The organism is Alicyclobacillus contaminans DSM 17975, assembly GCF_000429525.1.
GTDB lineage: Bacteria > Bacillota > Bacilli > Alicyclobacillales > Alicyclobacillaceae > Alicyclobacillus_A > Alicyclobacillus_A contaminans.
Genome location: NZ_AUCA01000042.1, coordinates 1 through 22,382, shown reverse-complemented (window position 1 = coordinate 22,382; position 22,382 = coordinate 1). Strand labels below are relative to the sequence as shown.

Here is a 22,382-nt window from a genome sequence, read left to right as displayed (position 1 = left end):
AGGGTACCTTGGAGAAAGGATGTAGCGTGAGCGCAGGGCGGAATGCAAAGCAGAAGCCCAGGCAATCACGATACACATAGAGGTTCGCGGGGTGTCTGCGAACGGCTCGCTTGAGGGCAGGAGTGAGCAGACACCCACGAACCGGGTCTGGTGGCGATAGCGGAGGGGAAACACGCGTACCCATCCCGAACACGACCGTTAAGACCTCCAGCGCCGAGGATACTTGGGGCGGGAGCCCCTGGGAACGTAGGACGCTGCCAGGCGAAGGAACATGAGCCCAACAGGTCTTCACCTGTTGGGCTCTTTGTAGTAGTACGCCCGGCACGGGCGGAATCTTTAGGGCGAGGAAATAAAAGGGGAAGGACCACATGTATCCGGGGAGGGCTGTCAGACACGCCGGCAAGGTCGGTCAGCGCGAAGGGGACTCCTGCTTGAAGAGTAGCGGTGAAGCCGCGAGAAGCAGGGATGAGAAGGTCGAGGCTGTTGCAAATGCAGCCCCCATCTTGAGAGAGGATGCTGGTGCGGGCGAATCTGCGTCTGACAAGTCGCCGGATCAAAGCCAATCAAACGGGTCGAAATTCCGATGGTGGCGTGAGAGGTCGGGAGATGAGCACCCCCTCCTAAACGAGGTGGCGCATGAACCGGCCGTATTCGGAGGTCAAGGGACACGGTTGATTGATGTTTGAACTGATGTTGTGATATACTAATTCAGGAATCGTTGTGCACAGGCGGGTGTGGCGGAATTGGCAGACGCACCAGATTTAGGTTCTGGCGGGCGACCGTGGGGGTTCGAGTCCCTTCACCCGCACCACGGAGACGGTAAGCGCCGTCTCTTTCGTTTTATTTGTCAGGAATTTAACAACCATACAGGCTTGTACGTATCCGATTTGGATCGTGTTATGATAGTTTCACAATTGCTGAGGGAGGTGGTTGGCTTGACGGTCACGATTTATGACGTGGCGCGTGAAGCGAAAGTGTCAATGGCCACCGTGTCTCGCGTCTTGAACGGTACTGCCGTCGTAAAAGACGAGACAAAGCGTCGTGTGTTGGATGCCATTGATCGGCTTGGATATAGACCGAACGCAGTCGCTCGGGGGTTGGCGAGTAAGAAAACCAGGACCATTGGAGTGATTGTTCCTGATGTCTCGGCTGCATTTGTGGCTGAAGTCGTCAGGGGCATCGAGGATATCGCCGCGATGTATGAGTACCACATCATTCTCACGAACTCCGATGGTCAGCTGAGTCGCGAAGTGGATTTGGTCGGCACGATGTGGGAAAAACAGGTGGATGGAATTATTTACATGACCCATAAGGTGCAGAAAGAGCATGTGGATGCATTCGAGCAAGCGCAAATCCCCGTAGTGCTTTGTGCGACGGAGGATCCAGAGCGTCGCATTCCTTCCGTCAACATTGATAACGTGCGAGCCGGGCGGGACGCTGGACAATATCTCCTGCAAAAGGGATGCCGTCACGTCGTGTTTGTGACGACAGACGAAGGGTATTCCGTGCTGGCTGATCGCAGAGGTGCCGGTCTGGCGAACTGCAGAGAATTTGAATCATTTGTTCGGCTGGAAATTGGCGATGGTCGCTATGAGAAGGCACTGCCTCGCCTTTCGGAGCACCTGCGAAGCCACGCGGTGGATGGGATTGTCGCCGCGTCGGACGAGTTGGGCTTGGCATCGATTCATGCGGCGCAGGATGCTGGCATGAACGTGCCGAAAGATATCAAGGTCATTGCGTTTGACAACACGAGGTTGGCCACCATGGTTCGCCCAGAAATGACCGTGATCGCCCAGCCGATGTACGATTTTGGTGCCGTGTCCATGCGCTTGTTGACAAAATTACTGCATGATGAGCCGGTTGACAGCTATTCCGTGATATTGTTGCATAACATTGTGGAACGGCAATCAACCTGAGCCCATGTGAAGTCGTTGTGGAGGAACTCGACATGTTCGCATCGTTTGTACAGGCTCACCGTGAGGAAATGGTCTCGACCCTTCAAGATTTGCTCCGGATTCCAAGCGTAAAGGGACCGGCGGTGCCGAATGGTCCATTTGGACATGCCACCGCAGAAGCTTTGCAGTATATGTTGGACTTGGGAAGTCGACACGGGTTGCGGGTCAAGAACGTGGACGGATACGCTGGTCACATTGAATACGGTGAGGGCGATGAATATGTCGGTGTCCTCTCGCACCTCGATGTCGTTCCGGAGGGCACGGGATGGACGTATCCGCCATTTGGCGCGGAGATCCACGACGGAAAAGTGTATGCCAGAGGTGCCGTGGACGACAAAGGTCCTGCCATGAGCACTTTTTGGGCATTGGTTGCGTTGAAGGAACTGGGCATGAAACCGCGCCGAAAAATTCGACTAATTTTTGGTCTTGATGAAGAATCGGACTGGGAATGCATGAAATATTACTTTGAGAAGGAACCCGCCCCTCTCGGGGGATTTACACCGGATGCAGATTTTCCAATGATTTATGCGGAGAAGGGAGTTTGTACCCTAGTCATCCGAGTGGCCGCCGATACCGATTCGCTGAATCCTCAGGTGATTCGGTTTGAGGGAGGGCATCGGGATAACATGGTCCCGGATTATGCGCTCGCGGTGGTGGATTGCCATTCTGAGACTGCAGCATCGGAATGGGAACAACGCATCCGCAAGGATGCGCGGGCGCGGCAGATTGACGTGGATGTGGAGCAACGCGAATCACACGTTGAAATCCGGGTGCGCGGTGTATCGGCCCACGGCAGCATGCCTCATCTCGGCCGAAATGCCATTGTATCACTGGCGCAGGTTCTGTCCGGGCAGCCCGTGTCGAACGCGTCGATGTGGCGGTTTGTCGCTGCCCAAGATCACGAAGGTAAGAACTTGGGTATCGATGATGCGGACGATGTGACAGGGGCATTGACCAGTAACTTGGGTTGCGCCGCTTTACGAAATGGACAGTTTGAACTGTTGTTCAACATACGATTTCCGGTTCACCTGAGCGCGGATCAGGTGCTGGAACGGTGTCGGCAATATATTCCGGACAAGTGGTTCGTCGACTTGCGGAACACGTTGGATCCATTGTACGTTCCTCTGGAAAGCCCGGTGATCCGTGTTCTCCAAAACGTCTATCGCACACAGGTTGGCTTCGACTCAGAGCCGTTGGCCATCGGTGGTGCAACGTATGCGCGGACGATTCCCAACGCAGTTGCCTTTGGTCCCCAGTTTCCTGGAGATCCGGATTGCGCGCATCAGGCGGACGAATCATGGAGCTTAGAGCGGTATTTGCAATGTATTCAGATATACGCTCACGCAATGTTCGAACTCGCGAATACGCTGTAGTAATACAATGAATTTGTACGATGATTACGCCCCGTCTTCAATGAGGCGGTTCTCAGGAGAACGGAGGGAGACGCATGCGGGTGGAACGGATTGCGAAGGATAAGGTCCGATTTTTTATCAGTTATGACGATTTGGAAGAACGCGGGATCGATCGCGATGAGATATGGCAGAACGGCAGGAAGGTCCAGGAGTTGTTTTGGGATATGATGGAAGCTGCCTATGAGGAAACGGGATTTGAAGTGGTCGGACCCATTTCGGTGGAAGCATTCACCATGCCCACGGAAGGAGTGGTGGTCATTGTGACCCGCGTGCCGAGTCTACCCGGCGTATCCAGCGAGGCAGAGGAAGATGATCGCGGAGTCGACGAAATGGCGTACTCAACGACCTTCGTGTTTCGCTTCAAGGACTTTGAGGACGTGGTCAGAGCGGCGCATCTGATGGATTCCTTCGGGGTGTGGACTGCCCTGTATGCCTATGAAGGTCAGTACTATCTTTACATCGATGAATCGTCCGTAGGCGACGATGTGTATATGGGCGTTTGGGCAGTGCTCCATGAGTATGGGGAGTACTCGGAGGTAACCAAGGCGGTGCTGGATGAGTATGGAACCCCCATCTTCGAGCACGATGCCGTTCATCAGATTGTGACCAGATTCCCGCTGTCTTAACGGTCATCCATTTCTCCGGCGGTCCTTCTGCGACCGCCGGATTTTGTTATGGGTGAAGCTTTTCGTACACCGACAAAATCATTGCCGCAATCGCCGTTGCCATCAAGGGCCCCACCGGCATCCCCCCGAACAGGACAATTCCAGCAACACTTCCGATGACCACACAAATCAGCAGAGAGGGATGCATCTGCAGCAGGTGCAATCCTCTGGCGTTCAGCACCGTTGCCACAGTACCGGCGAGAATCGTAATCAGACCAACGGGGCTGAAGATGCTTCTCATCATGTCTCTGGCATCAATCCGGCCACTGGCTAACGGGACGAGAATGGAAATCATGAGAAACAACAGCCCCAGTTCCAAGCTGCGTCGTTCGAGCATGGGGAGAAACCTTCCGAAATTCAACATGCGGATCACCAACAACATGCTCGCGGCGACCGATACAATGCTGACGCGGCCCACAGCGCCTACGATGATGAACAAAATGAGTAACAGATCCGGGGTGAACAACTGTCAAGACCTCCCATAGTCTCGTCCCCTTTATTCGTATTCATCAATCCCCGGATCATACCGCGTCTAGCTGCGCGCCTTGTGCCGACTTGCCATGGGACGAACGCCCTGCTGTGCCGCCTGCTGATCTTGCGCGTTTGCCTCAGGGCGGATGAGCAACCAGGCCAGCAATCCACACAGCGCAGCCAGAGATGCCACGGTGACAAACATCGCAGCTGTGGACACGCCGAGCAGCCAGGTGAACACTGGGGGGCCGAAGGCCACGCCGAGAAACCGGACACTACCATAAAAGCTCGTCACGCTGCCTCGATTTGTTTGATCGACCGCCGACGTGATCAGCATGTTCAAACTGGGGAGCACAAGACCGGTACCGATGGCACCGACCGACATCAGCGCGATGAGCATCCATGCGTTCGTGGCGAGCCAGGTCGCACACAGGACGCTGGTCGCGAGTATGGCAAATCCTACCACCAAGAACCATTTCATCCGCTGCTTCTTCTTTTGAATGACGACACCGGTGATGTATGACGTGGTACTCAATACGAGTAGCGGAATGGCCAGGATGAGTCCCTTGATGATGCCGTCGATGTTGTATTTCGACTCGAGCAGATCGGAAAGATAGAAAAGCACGCCGAACAGCGTAAACAGGGCAGTGGCTCCACAGAGATAGGCCACGCTTAACCAGCGGCCTTCGCGTTGGGCGATCTTGCCAAGGGATTTTAGGTAACTGGAAATGGATTGCTGTTCTGTTTTTTTCTTTGAGGCTTCCGGAACCATCCACCAAATGGCAGCGGCGAGGGGGAGACAGAGAACCGGAAAAATAAAGAACACAGCAAACCAAGCCAGGAGGGCCACAGCGGCACCAATGATGGGGCTGACCACCTTGCCGAAGGCGTTGCCGGCTTCGTTGATGCCGAGCGCTTTGCTGCGGAGATTGCCTTGAAACAAATCGCCCATAAATGCCATTGCGATGGGGGCGGTGCCTGCCGCACCGATTCCCTGGATGACGCGGCCAACGAGAACCACCCAGTAGGGATGAGACAGCCACCATGAGGCGAACCCTGCCACCACACCCCCTGTGCCGAACAGAAGAATGGAAGGCACAATCACCCATTTTCGACCGATTCGATCCGAGAGGAATCCGGCGAATGGGATGACGAGGCCTGCAGGAACGGAGAACAGCGTGATCAATAAACTGACCTGGAATTTGGTGACGTGCATGGTGGATTGCATGGTTGGCATCCCCGGAATGAGTACGGCGTTGCCAAGCACCATCAGGAGGGGAATGAAACTCAGTAGGACAATCAGCAACCAGTTCGGGGGGCGTTTCATCGCGCGTGTGGGCCTCCTTACGGGCAATGTGTGATGACGACGACATTGTTCCACGGGTTCCGAAAAATCATCCACCGGCGCAAGAGGACTTTGAACATCCGGATGCGAAGTTGTATACTGATTGCGGCTTACATACCAGTTGATTAAAGGGTGGTTTATTGACATGGCGATTGGTCAGAGCAACGTTTCGGAGGTACCGGAAACTGAGGCGGACAATCTGGACGTTCTGACAAGTACGCAAGCAATTATTCGTGAAGCGCTGGAGCGTTTAGGATATGACGCAGCCATGTATGAACTGTTGAAGGAACCGCTGCGGGTGTTGACGGTGCGATTCCCCGTGCGTATGGATGATGGGTCGGTGCAAGTGTTCACCGGTTATCGCGCGCAACACAACGACGCGGTTGGCCCGACCAAAGGCGGCATTCGGCTCCATCCCGATGTCACCGAAGATGAGATCCGGGCATTATCCATTTGGATGTCTATCAAATGCGGGATTGCCAATTTGCCTTATGGCGGCGGAAAAGGTGGCATTGTCTGCGACCCGCGGACCATGTCGTTTGATGAAATTGAGCGACTGAGCCGAGCCTACGTGCGGGCCATCAGTCAAATCGTGGGCCCCTCGAAAGACATCCCAGCGCCTGATGTATTCAGCAACTCGCAAAATATGGCTTGGATGCTGGATGAATACTCGCACATTCGTGAGTTCGATTCGCCCGGTTTCATCACCGGGAAACCCATCGTCCTCGGAGGCAGCAAGGGCCGTGAAACGGCAACTGCTCGTGGGGTTACCATTTGCTTGGAAGAGGCACTTCGTGTTAAGAACATCCCCATCAAGGGTGCCCGGGTCATCATTCAGGGGTTTGGAAATGCGGGCAGCTATCTGGCGAAATTCATGTACGAATCCGGGGCCAAGGTGGTCGGAATTTCCGATGCATACGGTGCGTTGTATGACAGCAATGGGTTGAATATACCCGAGTTGTTGGAGCAGCGCGACTCGTTCGGTACGGTGACCAAGTTGTTTGACAATACGTTGACCAACAAGGAACTGTTGGAACAACCGTGCGACATTCTGGTGCCTGCGGCGATTGAGAATCAGATCACGCGGGAGAATGCGGCGAAAATCCAAGCTCAGGTCATCGTGGAAGCCGCCAATGGTCCAACCACCACGGCTGCCACGAAGATTCTCACGGATCGAGGGGTTCTCATTGTTCCAGACGTCCTGGGCAATTCAGGCGGTGTAATTGTTTCTTACTTCGAGTGGGTTCAGAACAACCAGGGCTTTTACTGGACCGAAGAAGAGGTGGACGAGCGTCTGGTTACTCTGATGAAAAGGAGCTTCCAAACGGTCTACGACGCCGCGGAAAAGTACGGGGTGGACATGCGGTTGGCCGCCTATATGGTGGGCGTTCGCCGTATGGCCGAGTCGGTTCGCTGGCGCGGTTGGGTTTAAGCGCCGAATCGGTGTCGGTTGTGGAAGGACTTTGACGATTTATGCCGAAGTGAATCTGGCAACACCTGTTTATCTTCTTCTTCCCACGATCATACTGGTACGGATTGAGTACGGAGTAGGAGGTACACAATAGATGCGGTCGGAACCACTGGCGTCTGAAGGAGTGAGAGATGAAATGGTCTTGTCCAACCAGCGCGTGAAAGTGCATATCCGCTGCCGGAAATGTGGCGAGACGTTCATTCTGCGCGGCGTTCGAGACTCGAACGGGCACATTGAAACAGGATTTAAGCGCTGTTTGTGCGACAACGAGGACGATTTCGACATCGAGCCGTTGCACTGAACGGGGCGTTTTGCTTTCCAAATGCTATTTTATATATGCCTGTCCTTGGGACAGGCATATTTTATTTTTCCCATGGGAAACTACGCTGTGTCGTGACTTTGATTCCCGTGGGAGGAGTTACGTTCCAATGCGAAAGAAATTGTTACAAGTGCTGCTGGGAGCTGTCCTCGTATGGCCGTTGTTGGCGTCGCCCGTGCTGCACCAGCAATCGATACCGAGTGCCAAGGCGTTCACCGCGCGAAACCTTATGTACGGAAGTCGCGGATACGATGTGGACGAACTGCAGAATCGTCTTGGTTTTATCGGTTACTACCACGGTAAGGTGGACGGGGTATTCGGGTGGAAGACCTATTGGGCAGTCCGTAACTTTCAATACCAGTTCGGCATGAAGGTGACGGGGCTTGTCGATCTAAAAACCAAGCACAAGTTGGTTGCCGCGTCAAAGGGGTGGCACTACTCCGGATCGTCCCGTGGTGGCAGCGCCTCGACCGGCGGTGCCAGTGACCTGGCGGCTTCGGTGCCGGCGGACAGCAGATTGAGCATGTCTGACGTGAGGCTTATGCAGCATGTGGTCTACGGAGAAGCACGCGGTGAACCGTTCGAGGGAGAGGTGGCGATTGCAGCCGTCATTCTGAATCGGCTGCGCGATCCGAGATTTCCTCACACCGTTCCGGGGATTGTGTATCAACCCGGGGCATTCACGGCAGTGGCGGACGGACAGGTCAACCTGCAGCCGGATGCCAAGGCGATGCGAGCGGTGACCGATGCGCTGCATGGCTGGGATCCCTCTCACGGTGCCGTGTATTATTTCAATCCCGCCACCGCGACGAGTCCCTGGATCTGGTCGCGTCCGCAGATTGTTCAGATTGGCAAACACATCTTCTGCAGGTAGAGAGGGGATGAACAAAGTGCTGCATAGAACGACGTGGTTCGCCATTCCGATTCTCGGGTTGGTCTTGGTCGGCAGCAGTGTGGGCTGGTGGGGTTACGACCAGTTCAAACAGCGCCAGGCCCTGGCCCTGCAGAATGAAAATCAGTACAATGCCAATTTTCACGCATTGGTTGACAATGTGCAAAAACTGCGCGAAGAATTGGGAAAAGCGCGAATCAGCGTGGACAACACGGCGTTTCAATCACATCTGCGAAACATTTGGCGCTTGGATTACGCGGCGGAGACGGAGATTGGGAAACTGCCGTTTGACCTGATGCCGATGCACAATACGCAAACGTTCCTGGATGTCATCAGTCACCGAACGGACGACTGGCTGGAGTCCAACGCAGGTCCTGGACAATCCGTGGTCCAGAGTCAATTGAAGGGGATGTACAATCAGTCCGGCACCGTGTTGGAAGGCCTTCAATCCATTCAGGCGAAGGTGCTGAACAATCAGGTGCGGTGGGCGGATGTGAACAACGCGCTGCTGAAAAACCGGGGCGACAACCAAGTGGTGGATGGATTTCGGAAAATCGATACCGCAACCACCGCGTTCGTGGAGTCCCAGGATTCACCGTCGAGTTTACAGCGAGGGAAAAGCCTGGCCATGTCGTCACAGCGGGATGTCAGCGGTCAAACGGCCGTCGCTGCGGTGAAAAAGTTTCTGCGCCTGCCCTCGAATCTGAAACTCCAAGTCAAGCAAACGCAATCCGGGGCGTACCGCCCCGAGTACGTGGTGACAGGAAACACAGCGCTCGGGCCCTTGACCGCGACGGTGAGTGCGGATGGCGGTCACGTCCTGTCTTTTATGATCACGCACGCGGCTGCGCCGGGTGACTACGACTTTGCCACTGCAGCTGACACCGCGCAGAACTGGCTTAACCAGCGCGGATTTGGTCCCCTCGAGCGGATTCAGTCCACGCAGTACGATGGGGTGGGTTACTTTGTGTTTGCTCCGAAACGTTCGGATGGCGCCCTTGTTACCAGTCAGGGGATTGCGGTGCGGGTCGCGCTGGACGTGGGCAGCATCATTGGATTCGATGCGAACAACTATTACTACTTCCCGGTGTCAAGCGTCCCACCCCGCAAGTACACGGTGGCCCAATTGCGAGCCGCATTGAGTCCGAACTTCCACGTCGAAATGGCACAGTCCGTCGTCGCGTTGGACAGCCACCAGCAATACCAACCGGCTGTGGCGTTTTATGGTACTGCCAACGGAGAGACGTACTGTGTGTATGTGAATGCAAATACCGGCCGAGAGATGCACATCGATCAATTGACATAGTAGGGGCTTCTTTCCTCTCGCAGACTCATTCTTTATAATGGAAGCAGAGTCGGGGAGGGGTAGTTGGTGGCAACAGTTCGGGTCGGTCAATCCCTCCGCATCCGTGTCGGAGAAACGGATGCGGAGTACTATCATTCGAGGCTTCTCGACATGAACTCGGCAGAATACTTTATCGATGTTCCGTTGCATTATAAGGAAAATCGAATCCTTGAAGTGGCCCCCACCGCTCTGATTTGGGTGGAGTTTCAAGGCCGGGACGGTGCGCTGTGCCGGTATGCAGCACAGTTCATTGAGGCAGTGCGCATACCGAATCTGGCGTGGAAGATCAGCAAACCTGAGCCTGGGAAAGTGAAGCGGGAACAACGCCGGGAGTTTGTTCGGGTACCGGCGGACTTTCCGGTCCACTTGGAATACGGCTCCAAAAGCGGATTGGTGGCTGAAGTGTACACCCGCGACGTCAGCGGCGGTGGTATTGCCTTGTATTTACCGAAACACGTGGTGCTGCACCCAGGTGAGATGGTGGGGATGCGATTCACCCTTCCAAACAGCGGTTTTCCGGTGGCGACGAGGGCAATGGCCATTCGCGTTTCGGATAGAAACGACCACGGCTACGCGATTGGCTCATTCGAATTCGTGAACATGAAAGAGTCCGTGCGGCAACGGGTGATTCAGTACACCTTTTTCCGCCAAAGAACGCTGCAGTGAACGGCGCTTGCCATCCCTTGGGACATGTTCCCTGCGCACCGTGCATACAATGCGGTGAGGTGGATGTGCAATGGAACGTCGCGAGCGGAAGTCCAAATGGATAGGTCCAGCCCTGCGGGATCGGCTGGAGGCGGGATTGGACGCCTCTTTGGTTCCCATTGCAGCAGGTTTTCTTTGTATGCTCTGTTTGGTTCAGCTGCTTACGGCCATTCCGGCCGTCCGTACCTACGTGGATGACACTGCGGGACGCTTCGTGGAACAGCCTGCGACCCTATCCGGAGCCGACCAACAGCAAGCCACAATTACATTGCTGTCTGCGCCGGATGGAACCTATCCCAACGTGAAGGTGGAAGTGAATGGGCAGGAAGTGGGAACCATGGATAACGCACGGCTGGAGGTAACCATCCACAACGGCAGCGTGATACAGATTGTAAATAGTGGAGAGACCACCGTGTTTGTATCGGTGGATCACAATGACGCTCGGCTGCTGACACCGGCACCGGGGCAGACGGTGGAAGTCGATGCGGGGCAAACGGCACAGTTTCCCTCCATCCAATTCATGAATTAGCAATCCTTGCAGTGTGACGGGCGGCTATGCTACTATGAAACTGCAAATGCGTAACACGTTGGTTTCCCGCTGACTGATATTCGTATTGTATTCTGCACATCTTTTGCGTTACCAAGGCGGGCACGGGCCTGCTTTTTCTTTTTCCTACTAAGGTTTGCGGTTGCTGGAGGTCCGATTTCATGCCACATCTCAACATCGCCATCGATGGACCCGCCGGTGCCGGGAAAAGCACGGTAGCCAAAGCGCTGGCTCGCCGCTTGGGGATTCTGTACGTGGACACGGGCGCGATGTACCGGGGCGTTGCATGGTTGGCGCTGAAGCACGGCGTCGCAGTGGAACGTGAGGATGAACTGGTGGAGTTGTTGCAACGCCATCCTCTGCACTTTGAGCGGAACAGTGACGGCGGTTTGGACATTTACTCCGATGGCCAGTGCATCAATGCGGAATTGAGGAATCCACAGGTTTCAGCGTTGGTCTCGCAATTGTCGGTGCACCCGCGCGTACGGGGGGTTTTAACCGAGTGGCAACGGTCGTTTGCTCGTCGTCATTCGGTGGTGATGGACGGTCGTGACGTGGGAACCGTGGTTTTGCCGGATGCTCAGGTGAAAGTGTTTTTGACCGCATCGTTGGAGGAACGAACGCGCCGCCGTGCGGAAGAATTTCAGTCCAAAGGCTACGAGATGTCATTAGAAGAGTTGCGCACATCCATTGTGGAGCGGGATGAACGAGATTCGTCTCGAGATGTCGCACCGCTGAGACCTGCGTCTGACGCGCATCCCATAGACTCCACGGGGAGAACGGTGGAGGACGTGGTGCGTGAGATTCTGGAACTCGTGGAGCGTTGTCGCTGATGGGGATTGCGAATCGTTACATGTCACCGGTGTATCGGATGGCTCGGGGCATCGTATGGTTGTTTTTTCGACTTGCGTTTCGCTTTCGGATTGTGAATCGTGATTTGGTACCCAAAACGGGGCCGCTGGTTCTCGGCAGCAATCATATACATAATTTAGATCCGCTGACGATTGGGCTGGGGACACCGCGATTTGTGCATTTCATGGCGAAGATCGAGCTGTTCAAATATCGCTGGTTCGCCGCCCTCATCCGTTATTTTGGCGCATTTCCAGTTCGCAGAGGCGCGGGCGATAAACAAGCGATACGGATGGCGTTGGAGATTCCTGAGCACGACGGGTGTCTGCTGATTTTCCCCGAAGGGCATCGTTCCAAAGACGGGCGATTGCAACGCGGTTTGCCTGGTGTGGCTTTCATCGCTCGCAAAGCACGGTGTCCCATTGTACCCGTCGCCATTTGTGGCGGATACCGGTTTCGGGGGCGTTTGACCATACGGTACGGGGAACCGTTCGTGCCATCGGAAGAAGACACCAACGAAATGATTTTGGAGACGCTGATGGGCAAAATTCAAGCGTTGCTGAATGAGGGGCACCCCAAGTGAGTGCAGCGCTCGCGGTGGAGGATCTGCTGGCGCTCGCGGCATTGCTCGCTGGGGTGTGGCTGGTGAAGGCTGGCGCGGCGCGAAAGGTCAGCGGAAAAATGGATACCCTGAAAGTACAAAAGGTTTGCCGACGTTTTATGTGGCTGGCATCCGTGCTGTGTGTCTGCATCATCGGATTCGGCGGGATGTACCAGGCAGGGGTGCTGCGGGGCGTAAGTGCCTACGCTGGTGTCGGCGGGGCAGCGACAGGGTTGTGGATTTGCTTACAAGTCTTCAAACAGCGGATGCGTTGACACGGTTCACGTTTCTGGGGTCTGAAGGCTGGTGATAAATCATTGCAGTGCATGAGGAGGGCGCAAGCATGTCAGACGATATGCAGAAGATGTTGAACACCGCCGATTTGTCGGTTGGAGATGTGGTGGAAGGCACGGTCACGGACATTGAAGACAAACGTGTCCTGGTGGACATTGGATACAAATTCCCTGGGGTCATCCCCATCCGCGAGTTGTCGCCTTTGCGTGTGGAACATCCAAGTGATGTTGTCCAAGTTGGGCAGAAGGTGGAAGCTCGTGTTCAAAAGCTGGACGACGAGGGCGAAGCGGTCATTCTGTCCCGGCGTGAAGCGGGTGCGGAGCGAGCGTGGGGCGACCTGCGCGAGAAGTTTGAAAATCAGACCGCGTTCGAGGTCACGGTCCACGATGTGGTCAAGGGTGGTCTCGTCACCGATGTCGGCGTGCGCGGTTTCATCCCGGCGTCGTTGGTGGATCGGCATTTTGTCGACAACCTTGAAGAATACAAGGGGAAGACTGTCAAAGTTCGCGTGGTCGAGTTCGATCCCGAGAACAACAAGCTGATTTTGTCCCGCAAGGCTGTGCTGGAAGAGGAGCACGAACGGGAAGTTCAGCAGAAAATCGCATCTTTCGAGCCGGGGACCGTGGTGGAAGGTACCGTTCAGCGCCTGACCAACTTCGGTGCCTTCGTCGATGTCGGCGGTGTCGACGGCCTGGTGCACATCTCCGAACTCGCGTGGCACCATGTGGACGATCCGGCTGAAGTCGTTCAGCCTGGAGATAAGGTGAAGGTTCGCATCCTGGCGGTGGATCCGGAGGCGGGACGTATCTCTCTATCCATCAAGGAAGCGGCGCCGAGCCCGTGGGAGCAGTACGCGAACGAGTTCCAGCCGGGCGATGTCGTCACTGGGAAAGTGGTTCGTCTCGTGGACTTTGGCGCCTTCGTCGAACTCCGTCCGGGCCTTGAAGGGTTGGTCCACGTGTCGCAGATCTCGCATCAGCACGTTGCCAAGCCGTCCGACGTGTTGGAAGAGGGCCAGGAAGTTCAGGTTCGGATTCTGTCGGTCGAACCGGAGCGCAAACGCATCTCGCTGTCCATCAAAGACACGCAGGAACCGCCGCGTCGCCGCGAACGCGAACCGCAACGGTACAGCACGCAACACGACGATAACAGCGGCACCGGAGTGACCATCGGCGACTTGTTCCGCGATCTCTTCAAGAAGTGAATCCGCGTTTCAGCATCGAGTCGGCATCCCTGGGATGCCGACTTTTGCATGTTTTGCGCGCCTGGTGGAATGCTTGGGCTACGAGGCGAAGCGAATGGAGTTCATGGGGCTGTTTGTATTTCTCTCTGCCTGGTTGTGCACGTTCACGTCGGAAAGCGATGAGCATGGCGATCCGCTTCTGCGGAGGTGGCTGCGATGTGCGGCATGGATTCAAGGCGCTGCCATGGTGGGCTATGCCGTTGGGCCGGATCGATGTCTGCGTCCGGATGCGGTAACGGCCGCTTTGTGCGGGGCATTGCTCCTCGTCCATCCATCTGAACTTCGTCGTCATCCGGGCGTAGTGGTCGGCGGTTTTGCCATGGCACTTCTCACCGTGAAGATTGGCCTGTGGATGCCCTTCACGTATGCGTGGGGAATTTCCTTGTATCATTGGGTGGCCTGGGGATGTGCGCTCACCGCCTGGATGTGCGCGTTCTACGCGATGCCTGTCGAGTACGCCATATGCACTGCGTATCTGGTTCTGTTTGCGGTCGCGGAGATGTGGACGACGGTGGATGGCGGTCTGTCCGAGCCGGAAGTGGCCGGCTTTACCGTGCCCGTTCTGTGCGGAGTTTTCTGGATGAGCCTGTGCTTTGCGAGAGTGGGGGCGTGGGTGCGCGGTCGTTTGCGGATGAAGAACCGTGTGATTTGACTGGGATTTGACGGACATGGGGACATCCGTGCATAATGGTGTAATGGCATACAGTCGTTCACTCCGGGATGGAGTGTTTTTTGATACAACGTTCATAGAGGACAGGGAGGATGTTCTCCATTGCCGAAAATATACAAGGTCAAGCCGGGATCGTTGGCTGAAGAACTGGAATTGGCGCCTGGCGACGAGCTTCTGAAGATCAACGGTCAGCCCATCCGGGATATTGTAGATCTGCAATTTGCCTTGGCGACCGAGGAAATGGAGCTCGAGGTCAAGAAGGCGGATGGCGAGGTCTGGATCATCGATGTGGAGAAAGGGTACGACGAAGGCCTGGGCGTGGAATGGGAAAACCCCACCGTGGATCGGGTTCGGCTGTGCCACAACAAATGCGTGTTCTGTTTTGTCGACCAAATTCCAACCAATATGCGGCAGACGCTGAATGTTCGCGACGATGACTACCGGCTGTCGTTCCTGCATGGCAACTTCGTCACCCTGACGAATGTGAAGGATGAGGAGCTGCAGCGCATCGTGGATTTGAAGATGTCTCCGCTGAACGTCTCGGTGCACACGACCAATCCTGAATTGCGCGTGCGTATGTTGGCCAACAAGCGGTCCGGGGAAATTCTGCGACAAATCGAGTTTTTGGCCAAGGGTGGCATCGAGATGAACACCCAGGTTGTGCTGGTGCCGGAGTGGAACGATGGTGACGAACTGGATCGGACCATCCGCGACTTGGTTCCGTTCTTTCCAGCGGTGCGGACACTGTCCGTAGTCCCGGTGGGACTCACGAAACATCGCCGCGGTCTGCACAAATTGCGCCCGTGTACGCCAGAAGAGGCGGCGCGTGTCATAGATCAAGTGACGCGCTGGCAAGCGGAACTGCGGCCGTGTCTCGGCGCGTCCTTTGTGCATGCGGCCGACGAATTCTACGTGTTGGCGGACCGGGATGTTCCGCCGGGAGACCATTATGACGAGTTCGCGCAGACGGAGAATGGCGTGGGCGTGATTCGCATTTTTCTCGATGAGCTTGACGAAGTCTGGCCGCGCCTGCCTCGCCACATTGTTGGGCACCAACGCCGTGTCGGCGTGGTGACCAGCGTGTCCGCGCGCAAGATCATTGAGCAATCCCTGCAGCGGCTGGGAACTGTTCCTGGGCTGGAGACGCGTGTATTCCCCATCCGGAACGATTTTTACGGGCACAACGTCACCGTTGCGGGACTCATCACCGGTTCCGACATCGTGGCGCAGATGAAGGACCAGCTCAACGGATTGGACACCCTCCTCTTGCCGGACATCATGCTGAAGGATGATGCGGACGTGTTCTTGGACGACTACACGGTGGAACGGGTGAGGGAGGAACTCGGCATCTCTGTGACGATTGTCCCGGCGACCGGCATGGGCCTGATGTATGGCGTACTCGGACATACGCAGGCGCTGCCGCCGCGCAGGAGATACGAGGCGACGCTCCGGGAAATCAATCCGCCGTCGGAAGCGGCCGCCTCCATGTGAGGCGCGGGTGGTACGGCGGACCCATGACCGGGGGCCGCCGAGCCCGCGCTTGGCTTCAAAAATTCCTGAATTCTTAAGGATGGGAATGGTTGGACGTATGTCTTTGCCGGTTGTTGCTATTGTCGGACGAGCCAACGTCGGGAAATCGACGTTGTTTAATCGCATTGTCGGGGAACGCATCTCCATTGTGGAGAATGTTCCCGGCGTAACGCGGGATCGGATTTACGCGAAGGCGGATTGGAACGGACGGGAGTTTCACCTGATTGACACGGGCGGCATTGAGCTTGCGGATCAGGATGAAGTGTCAAACCTCATTCGTGTGCAGGCGGAAATGGCCATCGACGAAGCGGACGTGATTGTGTTCTTGGTCGATGGCCAGACCGGATTGATCGCCGCGGACCGGGATGTGGCGGAATTGTTGCGGAGATCGGGAAAGCCGATTGTGCTCGGCGTGAACAAGCTCGACCATCCGAAACATCATGAAGCGGCGTACGAATTCTACGAACTGGGATTCGGGGAACCCATTGCCGTGTCTGCGGAACATGGCTCGGGCACGGGGGATTTGCTGGACGAAGTGGTCAGGCAATTGCCGGAGGGCACAGATCCTGAGTACAGTGACGACGTGATTCGCATTGCCCTGATTGGCCGGCCGAACGTGGGAAAATCTTCTTTGATCAACGCGCTCGTGGGCGATCACCGGGTGATGGTGAGTGACGTGGCGGGGACCACGCGGGACGCCATTGACACACCGCTCGAAGTAGACGGCCAGCGCTACGTATTGATTGACACGGCGGGCATGCGCCGAAGAGGAAAGGTGTATGAACGTATCGAAAAGTACAGTGTGCTCCGTGCGCTGCGCGCCATCGAGCGTTCCGATGTCGCCTTTGTCGTTCTGGACGGACATGAAGGGATTGCCGAGCAGGACAAGCGAGTGGCTGGATATGCGCTCGAAGCGGGGCGGGCCGTCGCGTTCCTGGTGAACAAGTGGGACATCGTCGACAAGGACGACAAAACCGCCCATCAGTTTCAGCAACAGATTCGCGAAGAGTTTCAATTCATGCGGTGGGCGCCGGTGTTGTTCGTGTCCGCCAAGACGAAGCAACGCATACATAAGATCCTGCCATTGGCGAGGGAAATTGCCGAAAATCACGCGATGCGCATCGCCACATCCACGCTCAATCAGGTGATCCAGGATGCCACGGCGTCGGTGACGCCGCCCTCGGACCGGGGGAGACGACTGCGCATCTACTACGCGACGCAGATTGCCGTGAAGCCACCGACCATTGCCTTTTTCGTGAACGACGTAGAATTGATGCACTTTTCGTATCAACGGTACTTGGAAAATCAGCTGCGGCAGGCGTTTGGATTTGAAGGTACGCCATTGAGACTGACGACGCGGAATCGTTCCTAATCCGTTTCGATGGGGTGCGACTCGTCATTGAGGAGGAGCCGTTGTGTTGATTGTATCCGTCATTCTGTCGTATTTAATCGGCTCCATTTCGTCAAGCACGCTGCTTGGCCGATGGATTGCCAAAATTGACATTCGGGAGCACGGCAGCGGAAACGCGGGCGCAACAAATACGTTGAGAGTGCTGGGATGGAGATTGGCGATAATCGTTCTGCTGGCGGATGTGCTCAAAGGCATGGTCGCCATCTGCCTGGCGTGGAACCTTGGCCACGGCGGCGCTTGGACCACGTATCTCAGCGGATTGGCCGTCATTGTTGGGCACAATTGGCCGATTTTCTTCGGATTTCGCGGAGGAAAAGGTGTCGCCACAACCATCGGCGTCCTGCTCTTAACCATGCCGGTGCCGGCGGTGTTGGCGGGTGTTTTGGCGATTGTGCTGGTGTTGGTCACGCGCATCGTGTCGGTGGGTGCCCTGACGTTCACCATTCTTACGCCCATCTTTTTGATTCTGCTGGAACACCATCGAACTGGCGCTCTGGTGTTCGCGATTGTGATTGCTCTGCTCTCCATCTACCAGCATCGTCAGAATCTGGTACGTCTGATGAACGGACGGGAAAATCGGATTTTCAGCAAATAAGCATGGGTTTCAGTGCATGACGTGGAGGTCAGAATGAACATCACCGTCTTGGGTGCCGGAAGTTGGGGCACCGCCTTGGCTTCGGTACTGTGTCACAACGGCCATCGGACGACGCTTTGGGTGCGTCGTCCAGAGCAGTGTCGGGAAATCAATGAGCGACACACGAACGTCAAATATTTGCCGGACGCGCGGCTGCCGGAGGCATTGGTTGCGAGCACCGACTTGCACGAAGCTGTTCGCGACGCACAGATTGTGATTTTTTCCGTTCCTTCTCAGGCGATGCCGGAAGTGGTACGGGACGCCTCGCCTTTGGTGCAGTCGTGCGACGTTGTGGCGCACGCGGTCAAGGGGTTCGATGTGACCACCGGACAGCGAATGAGTCAGTTGATTCTGTCCACCAAGCAGGTGGGGAAGGCGCAACTCGCGGTGATCACCGGCCCCAGTCACGCCGAGGAGGTGGTGGCGGGACTCCCCACCACGGTGGTCGTGGCTGCGTACGAGCGCGCAACCGCGGAATTGCTTCAGGACGCGCTCATGAACCCGTACTTCCGGGTATACACCAATCCGGACGTCGTGGGGGCGGAATTGGCCGGATCGCTCAAAAATATCATTGCGCTCGGCGTCGGAATGGCCGACGGTCTTGGTTTCGGTGACAACGCGAAAGCTGCCCTGATGACGCGCGGATTGGCAGAAATGGCGCGGTTGGGGATGAAGATGGGGGCATCTCCGTTAACGTTCGCAGGTCTGTCCGGGGTGGGCGACTTGATTGTGACGTGCACGAGTCAGCACAGCAGAAACTTCCGCGCCGGTCGGCTCATTGGATCGGGCTTTTCACTGGAAGAGGCGCTGGGCGCGGTCGGCATGGTCGTGGAAGGCGTGCGCACCGTCCGGGCCGCCGTGGCATTGGCCGAGCGGTTTCACATTGAGATGCCCATTGCCAACGCTCTGTACGACGTGCTGTTCACCGGCAAGAAACCGTCCGTAGCCGTAGAAGAGCTGATGGGTCGAGAACGTGGCCATGAAGTCGAGGAAGTGGCGCGAGAGCTGTTGGCACCAAAGTGGGACACGTAATTTCCTGACGCAGCCGTGTGCACTGGAGTGTTGGTGGACGGTTTGGTACACTGGGACAAACAGCGATTCCACCGGGTGTTACCAAACTTGTGGCGTCGGAGGGTGCGCTGACGTGATTTACCCATACAGGAGGGTCTGGTATGAGCCACGTTCCAGCTGAATTGAAGTACTCGAAAGAACACGAATGGGTGAAAGTGGAGGGTAACCAGGCACGGATTGGGATCACCGACTTTGCCCAGGATGAACTGGGGGACATCGTGTTCGTCGAATTGCCCGAAGTCGGGACGGAAGTTCGCGCAAACGAGACGTTCGGTTCCGTTGAATCTGTCAAGACGGTGTCGGATCTGTTTGCGCCGGTATCGGGAAAAATAGTCCAGGTGAACGGTGCGTTGCAGGATTCTCCGGAATTGGTGAACTCGGCTCCGTATGAAGACGGGTGGATGATTGTGGTGGAGATGAGCGATCCGGGAGAGTTGGATGCGTTGCTCGACGCCGCAGCGTACACCGCGCATACCGCGGAGTGATGGAAGAAAATCCACAAGATTTTACTGAGCAGCCTGAACAAGGCTGCTCTTTGTCATTGACCCTCCTGTATCCATGCGGATCAAACCCTGCGCATTGAATGCGCCATCTCGTTTCCCCTCGTTCTATCGGTTTTCATCGGACAATATACATAAAGAGTGTCTAGGACGGCGATACCTCACCGGCATATTGGGCTCCCGTGCGCATATATATGTATTGTCCTAAGAACGTGGACAGTTTCGGGGGATTGTCAGTGGCTCGGGGAGGATGTACGGGCGAAGCAATCTACGCCGGTCATATCAGGGTCTGGTGCCCGCAGTCCTGGCACAGGAGGGCAATTATTGCCGGCACCGCCAGGCCAGCGGAGCCACCGTATGGCCCGCGAAGCGAGGGGGAGAAAGCGTGGAAAAGTTCGACGTATTCAAAGACATTGCTGAGCGGACCGGGGGCGACATCTATCTCGGCGTAGTCGGCCCCGTGCGCACTGGCAAGTCTACCTTCATCAAAAAGTTCATGGAATTGATAGTATTGCCGAACATCAAGGAAGAGGCGGACCGCGTTCGCGCCACGGATGAGCTGCCCCAAAGCGCGGCAGGCCGTACCATCATGACCACCGAGCCGAAATTTATTCCCAATCAAGCAGTGGAGGTTTCGGTGGCGGAAGGACTGGATGTGAATGTTCGCGTCGTCGATTGCGTGGGATACGCGGTGGACGGCGCGCGTGGATATGAGGACGAAAATGGGCCGCGCATGGTCAGCACGCCGTGGTTTGACGATCCCATTCCGTTCCAGGAGGCTGCGGAAATCGGGACGCGCAAAGTGATTGCGGATCATTCCACACTCGGTGTGGTCGTCACCACCGATGGCAGTATTGCGGAAATTCCCCGCGAGGGCTACGTGGAAGCGGAAGAACGGGTCGTGCAGGAACTCAAGGAGCTCGGTAAGCCGTTCGTCATCATTGTGAACTCTGTCCATCCGGAACATGACCGAGCGCAACAACTACGTGCTCAGTTGGCGGAAAAATACGACGTGCCCGTCATCTGCCTCTCCTGTGCGACGTTGACTGTACACGAAATCAACGCGGTGATGCGTGAAGCGCTGTACGAATTCCCGGTCAAGGAAGTCAATGTGAATCTGCCGAATTGGGTGATGGTTCTCGACGACGATCACTGGCTTCGTCAACAGTTCCAGACCTCCGTGCAGGAAACCATTCAGGACATCCGGCGGATTCGCGACATCGACCGAGTGGTGGCCAATTTCTCCACCTACGACTTCATCTCGTACGCTGGACTGTCGCACATGGACATGGGTCACGGGGTGGCCGTCATCGACCTGGCTGCGCCAGATGAGTTGTACGACCGGGTCTTGACCGAAGTGGTCGGGGTTCAGATTAAAGGACGAGACCAGCTGCTGCGCATGATGAAAGACTTCGTCTATGCGAAGAAAGAGTACGACAAAGTCGCAGAGGCTCTGAAAATGGTGAAGATGACCGGCTACGGCATTGCTCCGCCTGCGCTCGAGGAAATGACGTTGGACGAACCCGAACTGATCAAGCAAGGTTCGCGGTTCGGCGTGCGCCTGAAGGCGACGGCGCCATCCATTCACATGATCCGCGTCGATGTCGAATCCGAATTCGCACCGATTGTGGGAACGGAAAAGCAGTCGGAGGAACTGGTTCGCTATCTGATGCAGGACTTCGAACAGGATCCGCTGAAAATCTGGGAGAGCGACATTTTTGGCAAATCGCTTGCGGCCATTGTCCGCGAAGGCATTTCCGGAAAACTGTCCATGATGCCGGAAAACGCGCAGTACAAGTTGAAGGAAACGCTGCAGCGAATCATCAACGAGGGCAGCGGTGGATTGATTGCCATCATTCTGTGAGAGATAGACGCTAAACAGATAGCATGCAGGCGCGGGTTGCCGGAAGCAGCCCGCGTTTTTTTACGCTTTTGAGTGGGAGAATGTATAAAAGTTGCCGCCTCGGATCATAACGTGACTAGTCTTACATGTTTGCGAGGTGTGATGAGTGAACAAATCGGAACTGATTCAAGCCGTGTGCGATAAGACGGGGTTGACCAAGAAAGATGTCAGCCAAGCGGTGGACGGTGTCATCACCGCCATCTCAGAAGCACTTGCCCGCGGCGAGAAGGTACAGCTCACGGGGTTCGGGAACTTTGAAATTCGCGAACGCGCAGCGCGCAAGGGACGCAATCCACAGACGGGCGAAGTGATTGACATTGCGGCGAGCAGAGTGCCCGCGTTCAAGCCTGGAAAGGCATTGCGGGAAGGGCTGCAATGAGCAAACCCGCGAGGTTGCCGTCGGAATTCCGGCGGCAACCTCGCCTTTTTTGAACACCATTGCGATGGGTAAAAAGAGCGTGTAAAGTTTCAGTAGGGGCTTTTCCTCGAGAGGAAGGGGGAAGGAAAAAATAGAAGAGACCTCACTACAACACCCAAAACAACCGCGTT

At 55.9% G+C, this 22,382-nt stretch carries 23 protein-coding genes, 1 tRNA gene and 1 rRNA gene; 23 read left to right on the top strand and 2 right to left on the bottom strand.

Annotation, left to right across the window (positions count from 1 at the left end; all coding sequences use genetic code 11):
- The first annotated feature begins 146 nt into the window (after positions 1-146).
- The 5 genes from rrf to G463_RS0114020 all read left to right on the top strand — a co-directional run bounded on the left by rrf (position 147) and on the right by G463_RS0114020 (position 3,993).
- Positions 147-263 (top strand): 5S ribosomal RNA (rrf, locus tag G463_RS0114045).
- 465 nt (positions 264-728) lie between these two features.
- Positions 729-811, top strand: a tRNA-Leu gene (locus G463_RS0114035).
- 124 nt (positions 812-935) lie between these two features.
- Positions 936-1,916 (top strand): substrate-binding domain-containing protein, encoded by a 981-nt coding sequence (locus G463_RS0114030; protein WP_026975671.1) that lies wholly within the window; start codon positions 936-938, stop codon positions 1,914-1,916.
- Between the two features lie 32 nt (positions 1,917-1,948).
- Positions 1,949-3,328 (top strand): dipeptidase PepV, encoded by a 1,380-nt coding sequence (gene pepV, locus G463_RS0114025; RefSeq protein ID WP_035487370.1) that lies wholly within the window; start codon positions 1,949-1,951, stop codon positions 3,326-3,328.
- Between the two features lie 74 nt (positions 3,329-3,402).
- Entirely contained in the window at positions 3,403-3,993 is a 591-nt protein-coding gene (locus tag G463_RS0114020; protein ID WP_026975669.1) for an adaptor protein MecA, read from the top strand.
- A gap of 46 nt (positions 3,994-4,039) precedes the next feature.
- Here the strand turns inward: G463_RS0114020 and G463_RS0114015 are convergent, their stop codons facing one another.
- Both G463_RS0114015 and G463_RS20520 read right to left on the bottom strand, forming a co-directional pair.
- Positions 4,040-4,498 carry a DUF441 domain-containing protein gene (locus tag G463_RS0114015; protein ID WP_026975668.1) on the bottom strand — a complete coding sequence of 153 codons (459 nt, stop codon included), beginning with the start codon at positions 4,496-4,498 and terminating at the stop codon, positions 4,040-4,042.
- Positions 4,499-4,564: 66 nt separating this feature from the next.
- Complete coding sequence (locus G463_RS20520; protein ID WP_035487369.1) at positions 4,565-5,830, bottom strand: MFS transporter; 1,266 nt, start codon at positions 5,828-5,830, stop codon at positions 4,565-4,567.
- A gap of 163 nt (positions 5,831-5,993) precedes the next feature.
- On the opposite strand from G463_RS20520, the gene G463_RS0114005 reads away from it, so the two are divergent.
- The 18 genes from G463_RS0114005 (at position 5,994) to G463_RS0113920 (ending at position 22,212) form a co-directional block, all read left to right on the top strand.
- Positions 5,994-7,280, top strand: a complete 1,287-nt coding sequence (locus G463_RS0114005) for a Glu/Leu/Phe/Val family dehydrogenase (RefSeq protein WP_035487367.1) — start codon at positions 5,994-5,996, stop codon at positions 7,278-7,280.
- Positions 7,281-7,413: 133 nt separating this feature from the next.
- Positions 7,414-7,620 carry a hypothetical protein gene (locus tag G463_RS0114000; protein ID WP_026975666.1) on the top strand — a complete coding sequence of 69 codons (207 nt, stop codon included), beginning with the start codon at positions 7,414-7,416 and terminating at the stop codon, positions 7,618-7,620.
- 127 nt (positions 7,621-7,747) lie between these two features.
- Positions 7,748-8,512 carry a spore cortex-lytic enzyme gene (gene sleB / locus G463_RS0113995; protein WP_026975665.1) on the top strand — a complete coding sequence of 255 codons (765 nt, stop codon included), beginning with the start codon at positions 7,748-7,750 and terminating at the stop codon, positions 8,510-8,512.
- 16 nt (positions 8,513-8,528) lie between these two features.
- A complete protein-coding gene (locus tag G463_RS0113990) occupies positions 8,529-9,836 on the top strand; it encodes a PepSY1/2 domain-containing protein (protein ID WP_169725481.1) in 1,308 nt (435 codons plus the stop codon).
- 66 nt (positions 9,837-9,902) lie between these two features.
- Positions 9,903-10,541 carry a flagellar brake protein gene (locus G463_RS0113985; RefSeq protein WP_026975663.1) on the top strand — a complete coding sequence of 213 codons (639 nt, stop codon included), beginning with the start codon at positions 9,903-9,905 and terminating at the stop codon, positions 10,539-10,541.
- Between the two features lie 70 nt (positions 10,542-10,611).
- Positions 10,612-11,109, top strand: coding sequence for a hypothetical protein (locus G463_RS0113980; protein ID WP_026975662.1), 498 nt, complete (start codon positions 10,612-10,614; stop codon positions 11,107-11,109).
- A 179-nt stretch (positions 11,110-11,288) separates the two neighbouring features.
- Complete coding sequence (gene cmk / locus G463_RS0113975) at positions 11,289-11,960, top strand: (d)CMP kinase (protein WP_026975661.1); 672 nt, start codon at positions 11,289-11,291, stop codon at positions 11,958-11,960.
- Positions 11,960-12,559, top strand: coding sequence for a lysophospholipid acyltransferase family protein (locus G463_RS0113970; RefSeq protein WP_051322317.1), 600 nt, complete (start codon positions 11,960-11,962; stop codon positions 12,557-12,559). The genes cmk and G463_RS0113970 overlap by 1 nt, the downstream gene beginning before the upstream one ends.
- The gene (locus G463_RS0113965; RefSeq protein ID WP_026975659.1) at positions 12,556-12,852 is read left to right on the top strand and encodes a hypothetical protein; all 297 of its coding nucleotides are present in this window, start codon (positions 12,556-12,558) and stop codon (positions 12,850-12,852) included. Before G463_RS0113970 ends, G463_RS0113965 begins: the two co-directional genes overlap by 4 nt.
- Before the next feature lie 68 nt (positions 12,853-12,920).
- A complete protein-coding gene (gene rpsA, locus G463_RS0113960; RefSeq protein WP_026975658.1) occupies positions 12,921-14,075 on the top strand; it encodes a 30S ribosomal protein S1 in 1,155 nt (384 codons plus the stop codon).
- 94 nt (positions 14,076-14,169) lie between these two features.
- Positions 14,170-14,766: a hypothetical protein gene (locus G463_RS0113955; protein ID WP_026975657.1), complete on the top strand. Its 597-nt coding sequence runs from the start codon at positions 14,170-14,172 to the stop codon at positions 14,764-14,766.
- Between the two features lie 120 nt (positions 14,767-14,886).
- A complete protein-coding gene (locus G463_RS20515; protein WP_051322316.1) occupies positions 14,887-16,275 on the top strand; it encodes a DUF512 domain-containing protein in 1,389 nt (462 codons plus the stop codon).
- 97 nt (positions 16,276-16,372) lie between these two features.
- Positions 16,373-17,686, top strand: a complete 1,314-nt coding sequence (gene der, locus G463_RS0113945) for a ribosome biogenesis GTPase Der (RefSeq protein ID WP_026975656.1) — start codon at positions 16,373-16,375, stop codon at positions 17,684-17,686.
- A 43-nt stretch (positions 17,687-17,729) separates the two neighbouring features.
- Positions 17,730-18,320 (top strand): glycerol-3-phosphate 1-O-acyltransferase PlsY, encoded by a 591-nt coding sequence (plsY, locus tag G463_RS0113940; RefSeq protein WP_026975655.1) that lies wholly within the window; start codon positions 17,730-17,732, stop codon positions 18,318-18,320.
- A 33-nt stretch (positions 18,321-18,353) separates the two neighbouring features.
- Positions 18,354-19,391, top strand: coding sequence for an NAD(P)H-dependent glycerol-3-phosphate dehydrogenase (locus G463_RS0113935; protein WP_035487364.1), 1,038 nt, complete (start codon positions 18,354-18,356; stop codon positions 19,389-19,391).
- 140 nt (positions 19,392-19,531) lie between these two features.
- The gene (gene gcvH, locus G463_RS0113930; RefSeq protein ID WP_026975653.1) at positions 19,532-19,915 is read left to right on the top strand and encodes a glycine cleavage system protein GcvH; all 384 of its coding nucleotides are present in this window, start codon (positions 19,532-19,534) and stop codon (positions 19,913-19,915) included.
- A gap of 400 nt (positions 19,916-20,315) precedes the next feature.
- Complete coding sequence (gene spoIVA, locus G463_RS0113925; RefSeq protein ID WP_026975652.1) at positions 20,316-21,794, top strand: stage IV sporulation protein A; 1,479 nt, start codon at positions 20,316-20,318, stop codon at positions 21,792-21,794.
- A 145-nt stretch (positions 21,795-21,939) separates the two neighbouring features.
- The gene (locus G463_RS0113920; RefSeq protein WP_026975651.1) at positions 21,940-22,212 is read left to right on the top strand and encodes an HU family DNA-binding protein; all 273 of its coding nucleotides are present in this window, start codon (positions 21,940-21,942) and stop codon (positions 22,210-22,212) included.
- Positions 22,213-22,382 lie beyond the last annotated feature (170 nt).